Annotated in this window: 11 protein-coding genes and 1 riboswitch; of the genes, 7 read left to right on the forward strand and 4 right to left on the reverse strand. The window is 46.1% G+C overall.

All coding sequences use genetic code 11. The features are described 5' to 3' along the window. The first annotated feature begins 211 nt into the window (after nucleotides 1–211). A riboswitch (cobalamin riboswitch) is annotated at nucleotides 212–355 on the forward strand. Between the two features lie 38 nt (nucleotides 356–393). Further along, on the forward strand, nucleotides 394–2238 hold the full coding sequence (locus ACH19P_RS04870) for a TonB-dependent receptor domain-containing protein (protein WP_462157388.1): 1845 nt from the start codon (nucleotides 394–396) through the stop codon (nucleotides 2236–2238). Nucleotides 2239–2355: 117 nt separating this feature from the next. Here the strand turns inward: ACH19P_RS04870 and msrA are convergent, their stop codons facing one another. From msrA to ACH19P_RS04885, 3 genes are all read right to left on the reverse strand, one after another. Further along, the gene (msrA, locus tag ACH19P_RS04875) at nucleotides 2356–2889 is read right to left on the reverse strand and encodes a peptide-methionine (S)-S-oxide reductase MsrA (protein ID WP_462157389.1); all 534 of its coding nucleotides are present in this window, start codon (nucleotides 2887–2889) and stop codon (nucleotides 2356–2358) included. 108 nt (nucleotides 2890–2997) lie between these two features. Next, nucleotides 2998–6096, reverse strand: coding sequence for an efflux RND transporter permease subunit (locus tag ACH19P_RS04880; RefSeq protein WP_462157391.1), 3099 nt, complete (start codon nucleotides 6094–6096; stop codon nucleotides 2998–3000). Beyond that, the gene (locus tag ACH19P_RS04885) at nucleotides 6093–7157 is read right to left on the reverse strand and encodes an efflux RND transporter periplasmic adaptor subunit (RefSeq protein ID WP_462157393.1); all 1065 of its coding nucleotides are present in this window, start codon (nucleotides 7155–7157) and stop codon (nucleotides 6093–6095) included. Before ACH19P_RS04885 ends, ACH19P_RS04880 begins: the two co-directional genes overlap by 4 nt. A gap of 203 nt (nucleotides 7158–7360) precedes the next feature. On the opposite strand from ACH19P_RS04885, the gene ACH19P_RS04890 reads away from it, so the two are divergent. The 5 genes from ACH19P_RS04890 to ACH19P_RS04910 all read left to right on the forward strand — a co-directional run bounded on the left by ACH19P_RS04890 (nucleotide 7361) and on the right by ACH19P_RS04910 (nucleotide 10963). Further along, on the forward strand, nucleotides 7361–8128 hold the full coding sequence (locus tag ACH19P_RS04890; RefSeq protein WP_462157394.1) for a DUF2982 domain-containing protein: 768 nt from the start codon (nucleotides 7361–7363) through the stop codon (nucleotides 8126–8128). A 14-nt stretch (nucleotides 8129–8142) separates the two neighbouring features. After that, a complete protein-coding gene (locus tag ACH19P_RS04895; protein ID WP_462157395.1) occupies nucleotides 8143–8475 on the forward strand; it encodes a hypothetical protein in 333 nt (110 codons plus the stop codon). Nucleotides 8476–8536: 61 nt separating this feature from the next. Then, nucleotides 8537–10198 (forward strand): Lcl C-terminal domain-containing protein, encoded by a 1662-nt coding sequence (locus ACH19P_RS04900; RefSeq protein WP_462157396.1) that lies wholly within the window; start codon nucleotides 8537–8539, stop codon nucleotides 10196–10198. 11 nt (nucleotides 10199–10209) lie between these two features. Beyond that, complete coding sequence (locus tag ACH19P_RS04905) at nucleotides 10210–10716, forward strand: Lcl C-terminal domain-containing protein (protein WP_462157397.1); 507 nt, start codon at nucleotides 10210–10212, stop codon at nucleotides 10714–10716. 85 nt (nucleotides 10717–10801) lie between these two features. Then, the gene (locus ACH19P_RS04910) at nucleotides 10802–10963 is read left to right on the forward strand and encodes a hypothetical protein (RefSeq protein WP_462157398.1); all 162 of its coding nucleotides are present in this window, start codon (nucleotides 10802–10804) and stop codon (nucleotides 10961–10963) included. Nucleotides 10964–10969: 6 nt separating this feature from the next. Here ACH19P_RS04910 and ACH19P_RS04915 read toward each other — a convergent pair whose 3' ends face one another. Beyond that, nucleotides 10970–12322 (reverse strand): hypothetical protein, encoded by a 1353-nt coding sequence (locus tag ACH19P_RS04915; protein WP_462157399.1) that lies wholly within the window; start codon nucleotides 12320–12322, stop codon nucleotides 10970–10972. 176 nt (nucleotides 12323–12498) lie between these two features. Here ACH19P_RS04915 and dinB point away from each other — a divergent pair, with 176 nt between their 5' ends. Further along, the gene (gene dinB, locus ACH19P_RS04920) at nucleotides 12499–13551 is read left to right on the forward strand and encodes a DNA polymerase IV (RefSeq protein ID WP_462157400.1); all 1053 of its coding nucleotides are present in this window, start codon (nucleotides 12499–12501) and stop codon (nucleotides 13549–13551) included. Nucleotides 13552–13568: the final 17 nt, after the last annotated feature.

Here is a 13568-nt window from a genome sequence, read left to right on the forward strand (position 1 = left end):
CCATTGACTTTCCCCTCCTTACTGCGCACAATAACGCCGCCTTGTTATGGTGCCTTGTAGTATCAATCGCTTATACCAATTAACTTAAATAGCTAATCATCCTAGCGGGCTAAATATCATGCTCACGGCGTTAAACTTTTTCTAAGTAGAGTAACTACATATGAAAAAATTTGTCTTGTTATCATGTAATTTGTCCTGCGCTATATCTGATCACATATTTAAGAGAACTGGTATTAAGCAAATGAATACTCAGGGATAATCGGGAAGTAGGTGAGAATCCTACGCTGCCCCCGCAACGGTGATTTTGGTGTGTACGCCAATCAGTCCGGAGACCGGCCATAGCATTTTATTAACCATTCTTCCTGTGCGGTGGGCTCAGGCTAAGGAAAATACATGCTAATCAAAACTCCAGTGGCGTTGTCATTAACGGCACTTTTTTCTGCGTCTGTGGCAGCACAGTCACAATCAATCGAACACATCACAGTCACTGCTAACAAATTTGAGCAGTCTATTGAAAATGTTCTCGCCAGTGTTGACGTAATCACGCGTGACGACATCGAGCGCGCGGGCGTTCGCGACTTACCGGCTTTACTGTCTAACTACGCGGGCATTGATATTGTTCGTACGGGCGGTCAAGGGCAAACAACCAGCCTATTTATTCGTGGTGCGGCAAGCCGACACTCTTTAGTCGTCGTTGATGGTGTGCGCATTGGCTCAGCAAGCCTTGGCTACAAATCGCTTGAAACCATCTCGCTAAACAGCATTGAACGCGTTGAAATTATCCGCGGTGCACGCGCTGCTTGGTATGGTTCTGATGCCTTGGCAGGGGTCATCAACATTATTACTCGAACCGGCGATAGTCGCAGTGTGTCTTTGTCCAGCGGCAGTGACAACTATGTGAATGCGCAAGGTGCATATGCGTTCACACAAGGCGATTTTAAAGCTGCATTCAACTTAGGGTTTGAAAAGACTGATGGATACAATGTCACTACAAACCAAGACCCAGACCGTGATGGTTATGAAAATACCAATATTGGCGCGCGTTTAGGGTATGACCTTAATCGCTTTGGGGCAGTTGAGTTTATTGGCCAATACAGTGATGCGGAAGTTGAATATGACGGCGGCAGCAGTGACATCAGTGATTATAAAACCTACCACCTTTCTCTCGGTTGGCAAAAATCACACGGTGCTTTTGCACATACGTTGAAAACAGCCTTGGTCAAAGACGATAACCTCAATAGTTTGCAAAATCCGTATGAAGGCTACATCGCGAATCATTACATCACTGAGCGTGACGAAGTAAGTTACCAACTTAATTATGTGTTCAATAATGCGCTAACGGTTAGCTCAGGTCTTGATTATTACTATGAAGACGTCGGCGATTCAATTAACGCCTATGCTTCTGGGGACCAACCAACATCGGGTTTCACCCAACAAACTCGCAGCAACAAAGGCGTTTATGTAGGGGCCTATTTTGACAATAATGCGATTCAAACCAACCTTGTTGTGCGTAATGACGATCACAGCGCGTTTGGTGGTGAGGCGACGTACAATCTATCTGTGGGTGTGCCACTGGCCGATATCGCAACGTTGCGCGCCAGCTATGGCACTGGGTTTAAAGCGCCGACATTTAATGACGCCAGTTCTATTTGGGGCACTAACCCAAACTTGAAAGCGGAAGAGTCTACAAACGCGGAACTTGGCTTACGCATCGCGACGAGTGTTGCTCAATATGATGTAGCTGTGTATCAAAACAAGTTTGATAACTTAATTGCGTGGGGAATGAATGGCCCTGAAAATGTTGACCAAGCCAGATTCGAAGGGATTGAAGTAAGTGCACAGTTGGAAGATATTTTTGGTCTGCAGCACAGCGCAAACTTTAGCTATGTGGATGCTCAGGATGATACCACAGGCCAAGACTTAGTCTTACGTGCCAAGCGCAGCGTCAACTGGGGAGTAGGTAAGCAATTTGATAAGTGGTTTGTTGGTGCGCAATTGCAATATCGCTCGAGCCGCGAAAGCTATTACCGCACCCATTTACCAAGCTACACCTTGGTGAATCTAAACGCTCAATATCAGCTGGTGGATAATCTACGCTTTGATTTCTCAGTTGAGAATCTTACAGACAAACAATATATGACTAACGTAGCGGGCACGGATTGGTCAACCGGTGCGATTACTTCTGAGTATATTGGCTCAGAGCGTAAAGTGGTTGCTGGTCTAACCTTTACGCTTTAGGGGGCATTAATACCGGCTCATTCGAGTCGGTATGCCATTCGCAAGAGACGCTCTTATGTGGGGGAGCTTATTGCCAGCTTCCCCTTATACGCCCTAGGTATAACTCTGCGCAAAAAGCTAATCTAAATATGGGTCAAATTGTTTTTCAAACTCTGCGAGTTTCGGTGCAATAAGTACGCTGCAATACTGCTGATGCGGGTTTTTATTGTAGTAACCCTGGTGTACTTCCTCTGCGGGGTAAAAGGTTCCAGCTGGTGACAGCTCAGTAACAACAATATCGTAATCAAACTTCTCTTGCTCGTGCTCAATGGCATGTTCGGCCAACAGTTTTTGTTGATCATCATGATAGAATATGACGCTGCGGTATTGCGTACCCACATCATTCCCTTGGCGATTGAGTGTAGTCGAGTCATGCAGTGCAAAAAACATTTTGAGTAACTCTGAGAACTCAATAAGAAGTTCATCATAAGTAATTTTTACCACTTCGGCGTGGCCGGTGTCTCCGCGACAGACTTGTTCATAGGTTGGGTTTTCAATATGGCCACCACAGTACCCTGATTCCACATTTGTCACACCACGAACACGCCTAAAAGCGGCATCAATACACCAAAAGCATCCTGCACCTAAAATGGCCGTTCTCATATCGCTCATTGTTCTAATTACCTGTTTTGAGAGGTTTATATAGAAAGTGTAGCCTGTTCTTTAGAATAATAAAAAAGGCGGGTATCATCCCGCTTTCATTAATCCAGTGACGACACATTACTCTTTGTGCAAGGGGTGTTGCTGCGTCAGTTGCTCTAATTTGTGTTGTAAAAACTCCGGTGATTGCGTCTTTCTTGCAAGCGCATAGTAGGCACTCGGTACAACGAACAGCGTTAGCAAGGTGGCAACCGTTACGCCGGTAAATATAACGACACCAATTACCATGCGACTCTCAGCTCCCGGACCACTCGCCAGTACAAGAGGGACCGAACTCATCACGGTTGTTAGTGAGGTCATGATAATTGGACGCAATCGTTGTTTAGCTGCTTGCACTAAGGCCTCGGTAAACTCCATGCCTTTGTCTCGTAGCTGGTTAGCAAATTCAACGATAAGGATACCGTTTTTGGCGCTGAGGCCTATCAGCATAACGATACCAATTTGGCTGTAGATGTTGAGTGTTAAACCGGTTGCCCACAATCCAAATAATGAACCTGCAATACCTAGTGGCACAGTAAGCATGATCACAAATGGGTGTACAAAGCTTTCAAACTGCGCCGCAAGTACTAAGAATGTAACGGTCAGAGCAAGAATAAATACATATACCATGGCTGACGCACCTTCATAGAAAAGCTGCGACTCACCCTTATAATCAACGGCACCATCGATGTCGTTTTCTTCTGCGGCAACTTGATTCAAGAAGTTAAGTGCCTCTTCTAACGTGTAGCCGTCAGCGAGGTTGGCACTGAGTGTGATTGCGCGCATACGGTTGTAACGATTTAAGCGTGAAGCGGTTGCTTCCTCGCTCACTGTGATCAGGCTATCCAAAGGTACCAGTTCGCCTGAGCGTGAGTTTACATAGATATTCGATACATCACGTGGGCTGGCAAAGTCCTGTTTTTCACCTTTGAGAATGACATCATACTCTTCGCCGCGATCGATAAAGGTAGTCACACGACGCTGGCCCAGCATGGTTTCTAACGTGCGCCCAATGTCAGAAACTGAGACACCTAAATCAGCCGCTTTGTTTTTATCTATGCTGACGAGAAACTGAGGAAATGTTTCTTTATAGTCATGGTCGATACGTACGAGTCCAGGGTTTTGTTCTGCACGTTTGATGATACGGTCGCGCCAATCAGCGAGCTCGTCATAATCATTGCCTTGGAGCACAAATTCAATCGGGCGCGATGAACCACCACCTCCGATACCACGGCGCATAATCGCAAAGGCGCGAACGTCTGTGACTTCTTGCATCTTGCCACTGATTTCACCCATTACAGACCACGTGTCGCGTTTGCGCTCGTCCCAATCAGCCATACCGATGATTGCAACCCCCCCTTGGCCACCCCAACCCGGTACACGAACTAAAACGCGATTAAGTTCACCTGACTCCACGTAGGGTAGTAAGCGGTCCTCAATCTTGGCCATGTTCTGTGCATTGTTCTCATAACTTGCTCCCTCCGGACCATTCATCATCACGAAGAATGTCCCTCGGTCTTCTTTTGGCGTCAGCTCAGACGGAATCTGTTGGAACAACGAATAGCTGGTGAAGCCGGCGAGCACAAGCAAGATAGCGAGCATGCCGGAACGTTGGATGTTGCCACGCAGGGTGCGTTCGTAAGTACCTTCAAGACGAGTGAATTGACGGTCCATCCATTGACTAAAACGACCTTCGCTTTCACTTTGTTTGAGTACCTTTGAGCACAACGCCGGCGAGAGTGTCAGTGCCGTAATGCTTGAGAAGAAAACGGCGGCACTGACTGCCATTGCGAATTCGGTGAACAGTGCACCGATACGACCATCCATGAATACTAGGGGCACGAACACCGCAATCAACACCAGCGTCGTGGCCACAATTGCAAAACCCACTTCACGGGCTCCGCGGTATGCAGCCAGTAGTCTTGGTTCACCTAATTCGATACGGCGGTGGATATTCTCGAGCATCACGATGGCGTCATCCACCACCAAACCAATTGCGAGTACTAATGCAAGCAAGGTGAGGAGGTTGATGGAGTAGCCCATTGCCAGCAGAAACATGAAGCTACCTACTAATGCCACAGGCACGGTGACAGCAGGGATTAATGTCGCACGAACGTTACCCAAGAATAGATAAATAACTAATACAACTAATGCCATGGAAATAGCCAGCGTGCGGTATACCTCGTCAATGGACTCTTTGATGAAAATTGACGAGTCGTAGCTGTCTTCGATGGTTGTACCCGGTGGTAAGTTGCGTTTGATGTTTTCAAGCTCTTTACGAGCATTTTCTACAACAGTCAGAGTATTGGCTTTGGCCTGCTTTACAACGCCTAGGCCAATCATATTGCGGCCATTACCACGGAACAGGCTTTCTTCATCGGCTGCTTCGAGTTGAACATCTGCCACTTCGTTCAAACGTACAAGATAACCACTATCACCTCGCGCGATCACAAGATTGCGAAAGTCTGTCGGAGTAAGGTAGCTGCGTGCAGTACGCACTGAAAAATCGCGGTCTTTCGATTCAATTTCACCTGCTGGCAGTTCTACGTTTTCAGCACGTAGTACCTGTTCTATGTCGCTGGCGGTGATACCGCGTGCTGCCATCGCTTGGCGGTTTAACCAAATTTTCATCGCGTATTGGCGTTGGCCACCGACACGCACGTTTGAGACACCGTCAACCACTGCAAGGCGGTCAACAATATAACGTTGAGCGTAGTCTGATAACTGCAATGAATCCATGGTCGTACTGTTCAACACAAACCAGGCGATAGGGCTTTCATCCGAATCCGATTTTGATACTTCCGGCGGCCTAACTTGGTCTGGAAGGCTATCCAAGGCACGAGATACACGCTCGCGGACGTCATTGGCCGCGGCATCAATATCACGGTCGATATTGAATTCTATGGTGATATTAGAGCGACCATTGCGGCTTGATGAAGTAATACTTTTGATCCCTTCAATGCCGGAGATTCGGTTTTCGATAACCTGTGTAATTTTCGTTTCAATGATTTCTGCCGAAGCCCCAGTATAGTTGGTACTGATACTCACAATCGGACTATCTATATCGGGGTATTCGCGTAATGGCAGCATTGAAAAAGCCACCAAACCGAAGGTTAACAGCAGTAGATTTATTACGATTGCAAATACGGGGCGTTTTACAGAGGTATCGGTTATTTTCACTGTGCATTCTCCACAGTGTTAACCGGTGAACCGGAACGAATTTTAATGATTCCTTCGGTCACGACGTGATCGCCAGCAGCCAAACCTGACTTGATACCGACCCAGCCGTCATAACGTTTGTCCACTTGTACTTCGACTTCCTGTGCAACACCATCCACAATCTTGAATACAAAGTGTTTGTTTTGACGAGGGATAATCGCTTTTTCCGGCACCAATAAAGCTTGATACGTTTTCAGTTCTAATGCCGTGTTGAGCAACATGCCTGGGCGCAATAAGCCGTCATTGTTCTCAAAGCTAGCGCTGATGGGTACGCTGCGCGTTGCCATATCGATACGTGAACTGACATGAGTGACTTTTCCGCTAAAAGTTTGACCCGGATAGGCATCACTGTGCGCTATTACCTTCATGCCTAATTTTAGCTGCGCTAAGTATTTTTCTGGTACGTTAAAGTCTACTTTGATGATGCTCACATCATCCAATGTCGTGATTTCTGTGCTTGTTGATACAAATGCCCCTTTGGACACCATGCGTTTACCTAGCGTACCTGTGAAAGGCGCGGTCACTTTCATTTCAGCTAGCTTGGTCTTTGCTGCTTCCAGCTGCGCTTGCGTCGCTTCGTATTTGGCGCGCTGTTCTTCCAATAGCGACTTTGCTGTAGCTTGTGAGCGAGCAAGTTCAGTTAAACGGTTGAGTTGTCGTTCGACTTCTGACAGATTTGCTTCAAGCTCAGTGACTTCTAAGCGTTCTTCTTTGTCGCGTAATTGCACCAATAATTGTCCAGCTTTTACTTGGTCACCGTCGTCGAAGTAAATATTTTCAATATAGTCGCTTTGCGCGCTCATGATGTAGATAGCTTGATTCGCTCGGCTACTCCCGATGCCTTCAACATTTACCGAACGTTGTTCATTACTCACCGTATGTGCTTGCACGCGCGTTGATTGCATGGCACCACCATTTTGCTGTGACTGTCCTTTGGGTAAATACAGGTAGATACACAAGCCGAGAAAGATGATGATAAAGACAGGGAAGAGCGCTTTGCCTGAATGCCTGCTGTGATTCATTGGAGGTGCCTTTAGTTAAATAAAGCTCAAAAAGGTGTGAGCTTAGTGTACGACTTTGTTGCGCAACACACAGACCACCAGTCCTGTATTTTTGTGCATTAACCGAAAATCCTGCATTTTGTTCTTAAATTGAACCCAATTGTTCAAATTAGTTCGTAATTTAATACACTGACTACATAGTATTGGATCATCTTTAAATTGCCATGACATCAGCAAATGAGCGCCCACCTCAACAACAGCCTAGTTCAGGACCCTTCAAAGGTGCCAAAATTAGAGCGCAAGGAGCCCGATTTGGCACGCAAACGTTACTCATAAGTGGTGTGTGTTTGGTCGTGCTGGTTGCTGTTATCCAGTTTCGGCCTGGGGAAATATGGTTAGCAGAGATTTTTTTATTAAGTGCTGCCTTAGTTGGTATGCTGGTTGGGTACTTAAAACTGCGTGAGCCTTTTTATAGTCTATTTCTCGATAATCATAAACTTAGCTATAATCACAAGTACGGATGGTGGCAACTAAACGCGAAAAACCTTGAGCGGTCAGGTGTGCCTAATATTCATCAATTCGAGCAAACGATTGACCTTAATGTTGTAGGTATTCGGTTGCGAGACGAAGATGAGTTTTTACAGCGCTTATCGCCGAGATTAGCTGGGCGCCTGCTGGTTGAGCAACGTCACTATCTAATGCAAGCAATAAAAGCCTATTGTCACGATGGTAAGGAATGTCCGCCGCAGTGGCTGGTCGAGGATACTGAGTACACCAGTAAAAATGGGTACAAATATACTGGATTATTGGCCATGTTTGCTAATAGAATGAATAACTTAAATTTTTTAACCGGATATGACATCTTGATACCTGCATCGGTGTTGGATCGAGATGTCTGGGAATTTAGCTATTTATTGCACCGTTGGCAGCAAGATCCAGAATTCACGGTGCGTAAACTGAATGAAGAGCTCAATTCCCAAAGTGGTAAGTGAAATAGGAATCTCTCATGAGCGATGAAAGAGCATTTATAAAAAGTGGTCGCAATACCATTATTCATAAAGTGAAAAAGTTAGACTTAGTCATCGTAAATGGAGAAGACGACCCGCGTATTAAAGTTACTCAAAACGGCCTTGAGCCTTTTAAAGAGCCTTTACCGAGAAATCGTCGCGAGGCGCGCGAGCGCTATTTGGAAATGGTCTACGTCGCAAGTCCTGATGTTTTCGCGGAGGAAAGACGTTTATTGTTCATCCAAGCGCTTGATGGTAAAGAATACAAAGTAGATTACTCAAAAGTCGGCACCAAAATGTTTGTGCGCATTCATCAGGATAGTTATTTATAGTGCACTCGCGCTGGCACCTAATTTGCTTTGAAAAAAACACTGTTCTTATTTGGACTAAATAATGACTAACAAAGCAATTTATAGCGTGGCCACAGTCTTGTGCATCGCGTTATGTGGGTGTGGTGGTGGCTCGAGCGAGAGCCCGACAGAAAACGCAAGTGTTAACGCGGGCCAAGATATCAACGCGGTTGAAAAATCTGACATTACCCTCAGCGCCTTAGTTTCGCCGACAGGTGGCACGTTTCGGTGGCAACAGTTAACCGGTCCGGCAATCACAGGTTTACCCTCGACCGAAGCCGAAGTTGCTTTGACCTTGCCCGATATTAAGGCTGATGCGCAAGTGCAGGTAGAAGTGCAGTATCGAGCACCCGACACCACTTTAGTTACCGACACTGTGGTAATCAATATCGCTTCAGACAACCAACTGCCGCAAATCATAATCTCGCAAACCGCCCCAGAACAATTACCCTCGCAATATGGTGACACCATCGTGATCAGTGCCGCTGCAACCAGCGATCCTGATGAAAATGGACACATCGCTAGCTTTACTTGGCAACAAACTGCCGGAGTAAATGTGAATGCCAGCGGCACCAATACCTCAGATATCAGTTTCACCCACCCCTTGCTGGATGAGCACACCACGTTGTCTTGGCACCTAGCTGTCATTGATGATGAAGGGGGCGAGGCAAGCAGTGAATTTTCTCTATCGTTGGCAAAAACAGCGCAAGTGGTCATTGCTAACGCAGGTAATGACCAACAGGTCACCGAGTTTGAAATAGTCACTTTGGATGCTCAGCAAAGCCAAACTGTGAGCGGGCAGTTCTCCTGCTTTTGGGAGCAAATCAGTGGCACCGCGGTGACTTTAGCTAATAGCAATCAATGTACAACCAGTTTTATTGCACCCGATATAGAACGGACACAGGAGTTGACTTTCAATGTAACGGTCACTGACGAGAAAAGTCGCAGTGATACCGACTCGTTGATGATAGTCGTTGATAAAAAGCCTCTAGGTTTACTCAATGACACGGGGATGAGTACCTGTTTCAACAATAGCCAAGCGATTAGTTGTGATAGTGCTGATTTTCAAGGGCAAGACGCGCAACTAGGCCGCGATAGCGTCGCAGATCGCCTTGATAAAGTAGGACGCGGGGACATGGCGTTTGATTTTACCAAGCTTAATGAATTTGCCGATGAACTACCCGATGATGCAACATCCTTCAGCTGTGTGCGTGACAATATCACCGGATTAATCTGGGAAGTTAAACAAGCGAGCACTAATACACTGCCAAATACCTCATTACGTGAGGCACACAATCATTACACATGGGCATTCGATGATGGCTCTGGAGACCTGGTTGGGAGTGTGCGAGGTGCTGCTAATAGTACATGTCCAAGTGATGTCGATTGTTCGGCACAGACCTATGTAAACGAAGTTAATGCCACGAACTATTGCGGTGGCTCTAACTGGCGACTGCCAAACTATATCGAATTACAGAGCATCTTGGATTATCAACGCCATGGTCAATTACAAATGCTCAGCCCTGACTTGTTTATCAATTTGCCAGATTATGCACAGCTGGGACATCTTAACTATTGGACGTCACGCACCAGTGTGGATGGGCAGTCCTTATCTCAGGCGTTCATACTCGATATGCGTTCGGGTAATGATTTGGCTTACCCCAAATCGAACACTGCTTACGTTCGCTTAGTGCGCAATCCATAGGAGAGTTAGCTGTGAAACACTTGATTATCGTTAGCGCATGTTTTTTCAGTAGCTGTGCTTTGGCACAGACCTGTTATTCATTGCCTCAAAGCACTCCATTAGAACGTTTTGAAATTAATCTTGATGGTACGGTCGTGGACACTCAAACAGGATTGATGTGGCAGCGTTGTAGTTATGGGCAAAGTTTCGATGCAGATACACAGTCTTGTACTGGTTCTGCACAACAACTGACATGGCAGCAAGCATTGCAAAGTGCCCAAGATGATAGCTTTGCACAATATGATGATTGGCTCTTACCGAACGCGAAGGAACTTGCGTCGATAGTCGAGCACAACTGCGTTGAACCCAGCGTCAATCTTAGTGTGTTCTTGAGTGCCAGTAATGACAATTATTGGAGTAGTACCTCGGCCATTACGCCAGCCGATCATGCGTGGGTGCAAGAGTTCTATAGTGGCAAAAATAGCCTTCATGACAAGACTACAGATGTGTATGTGCGACTCGTTCGCTATCAGCAATAACTGCTTACATTTTAGTTTCGCCTATTTATTGTCCGACTTGATTGGGTTAGGTACTCTGAAGCATCAGTAGGTAGGGAGATGAACTATGACGGTTCGTAAGTATTTGTGGCTTTGGGCATTGCCACTGGCTCTGATTTGCTACGCCATTGGAGCGGAAAAAGGGCTGATTATATTGTTTGTGTTGGGCGCCGTGCTTGAAGGTGCATTCTGGCTTGGGTTGTTCAGCCGCGCCAAGAAAAAGGGTTAGGTGTGTTCATTTTTCAAGACTCTCGGGTTTGGTTGCTTTCATCAATTCACTGGGGGTGAACCCAGCTAGGTTTGCAGTAATAGCCCGGTGTAGTTCTGGGATCAGCGGATCGAATTTGTTATTGATCACGTGATTTAAACGAAAAGAGCGCAAAGTAAGTACATTAAACTCCTCACGATAGTGTCGACTTTCACCTTTGACAATGGAAATAATGGCATATTCTACGTCCCGTCTTTTTAACAATTGGGGCGCACGATCAAGTTGTTCATTGATAATGATCTTGGCTTGAATATCAAACTGCGCCAATGATTCGAGCGTGCCTCGTGCGGTTAATATCGACGCATTGGTATTACTCAAAACGGATAACTCGCACGGCACGCCTTTGTCGCACAGCAGCACATGTTCACCGGATGCCAAATTAGGCTCTACCACAGTCACATTGCCAAACTGTGCCATATTGGCACCTAACCTCACCACATCAAGATCAGTCAGTCCGGCATTGAGTAAGACCAATCCACGCCGTGCAGGAACGGGCTCTAACTTTACGTCTATTCCAATATCGGCATAGGATTTTTTTATCAACTTAATGAAGGGGTCAATCCCTGGCGTTTGGATATATGTACCGGTGAGGTATTGCGGTTTTTTAAAGCCGTCGAGGTGTGTGCTTGGACCCTGAATTAAATCGTTTAGTTTTACTAAGTTAGCTTGATTGATGTCCGTGTTTTTCAGTGCGAGTACAAGCGGAACATCAGCAAACTGCGTGATCATTCGTAATTGTTTGGATTGCTGCTTTGTTGCAACATGATTGACAACGGCCGGGGTGGCCAAAATCAAATCCACGCTACCTCTGTTTAGCATTGCCACGAGTGCTTGTTCTGTGGGGGCGTACAAAATGGTGCTGTGGTATTCATTTAACACTGATTGGATGCTATCGGGATAAACGTAGCTTGATACTACGCCAATTTTGTATTGCTCGAACAAGTGGACTAAGTTGCGATATTCGATGGTGTTTTTTTGTAAGGTAATAAGTCCAAGTGGAGAAAAACTCAGGGGTTGAGAAGCAATGAAACCAGGTTTTATTTCCGAGGGCCATGCTGGATAGTACCCCATATATTCGCCCATAGCTGCCAAGCTTTGTGCTTGCTCCCATGGCAAGTAATTAACTTCAAGCGCGATGCCTTTTGTTTCGAGTAATGCACGCAGCTGGGCAATGGCTTCGCCGCCATTTTCCATTTTTTCACTGGCGTAAGGTGGCCATTCTAAAGAAGCAATTTTCCAAACCGATGAGCTAGCCCAAGCGGGCATAAAAAGAAGCAGAATGAGCGACAATGCGAAAGCGCGAAGGTGTCCTTTACCCATGAATAACATGCCTATTCAACGATAAAATGCCGACTTGGCCGTAGTGGTTACTCTTGAGTATAACAGCTGAACTCAAACATGCTTTTATATCTTTATACAGTGTTTTGTACAGTATTTGTGGCGAAGTGCTTTTGAATTTGCGATGATATGGCAAATTACTTGGTTTGCTTCGAGCGATGAAAAAATTTATCCATATTGATATGGATTGCTTTTATGCCGCAGTGGAAATGCGAGACAACCCCAAATTAGCCAATGTGCCGTTGGCGATAGGGGGCAATAGCCGCCGAGGCGTGTTATCAACAGCGAATTATGTGGCTCGCCAATATGGTGTGCGCTCTGCTATGTCAAACTACCATGCCAAGCAATTGTGCCCAAACTTAGTGATTGTGCCCGGACGCATGCAGGTTTATAAAGAAGTGTCGCAGCAGATACGAGCTATCTTCCGTCGCTACACCGATCTCATAGAGCCTTTGTCTTTGGATGAAGCTTATTTGGATGTCACAGATGTTGATGCGTGCAAAGGCAGTGCAACTTTAATCGCTCAGCAGATCCGCCAAGAAATTTTTGCTGAAACTGGCCTCACCGCGTCTGCAGGGATAGCACCCGTCAAATTCATTGCCAAAATCGCCAGTGATGAGAATAAACCCAACGGGCAATGCGTAATCACCCCGCAACAGGTTCCAACTTTTTTGGCCGAGCTCGATCTTAAAAAGATCCCCGGTGTGGGCAAGGTGACGATTGAAAAGCTCCATGCACAAGGTCTGTATAAAGGTCAGGATGTCCTCAATAAAGGCATGAGCTGGATGCAGCAGCATTTTAGTAACTTTGGGGCTTCCCTGTATCAAAAGTGCGCAGGCCAAGTCATTGGTGCTGTGCGTACGGAGCGGGTGCGCAAATCACTGAGTGTTGAACATACCTATGAATACAACAAAACCTCGCTGGAGCAGTGTCAGTCTGCATTACCCGCTCTCCTTGACGAACTCACCCATCGCCTTGAAAAACAACAGCTCATGGGCCGTATCAATAAGTTATCAGTGAAGGTCAAATTCGCAGATTTCCATGTTACGACCGCAGACCAAGTGGCGCAAAGTTTAAATATGGACGTGTTTGATGCCTTGTTAGCAAAAGCCTACGAACGTGGAGTTACCAATGAAGTGCGGTTGCTTGGGCTGGGTGTAGGAATAGATAATTCAGAAACAGAAGTATTGCAGTTGAGCATCTTAGACTAAAGCGGTAGTGAATTTTT

The sequence above is a fragment of the Pseudoalteromonas sp. GB56 genome, from assembly GCF_054923835.1.

Excerpts from the sequence above, each read along its gene's own strand:
- ACH19P_RS04895 (WP_462157395.1), top strand. The coding sequence starts at position 8,143 with ATGAGCGATGAAAGAGCATTTATAAAAAGTGGTCGCAATACCATTATT.
- ACH19P_RS04910 (WP_462157398.1), top strand. The coding sequence starts at position 10,802 with ATGACGGTTCGTAAGTATTTGTGGCTTTGGGCATTGCCACTGGCTCTG.
- ACH19P_RS04885 (WP_462157393.1), bottom strand. The coding sequence starts at position 7,157 with ATGAATCACAGCAGGCATTCAGGCAAAGCGCTCTTCCCTGTCTTTATC.
- ACH19P_RS04890 (WP_462157394.1), top strand. The coding sequence starts at position 7,361 with ATGACATCAGCAAATGAGCGCCCACCTCAACAACAGCCTAGTTCAGGA.
- msrA (WP_462157389.1), bottom strand. The coding sequence starts at position 2,889 with ATGAGCGATATGAGAACGGCCATTTTAGGTGCAGGATGCTTTTGGTGT.
- ACH19P_RS04870 (WP_462157388.1), top strand. The coding sequence starts at position 394 with ATGCTAATCAAAACTCCAGTGGCGTTGTCATTAACGGCACTTTTTTCT.
- ACH19P_RS04900 (WP_462157396.1), top strand. The coding sequence starts at position 8,537 with ATGACTAACAAAGCAATTTATAGCGTGGCCACAGTCTTGTGCATCGCG.
- dinB (WP_462157400.1), top strand. The coding sequence starts at position 12,499 with ATGAAAAAATTTATCCATATTGATATGGATTGCTTTTATGCCGCAGTG.
- ACH19P_RS04915 (WP_462157399.1), bottom strand. The coding sequence starts at position 12,322 with ATGGGTAAAGGACACCTTCGCGCTTTCGCATTGTCGCTCATTCTGCTT.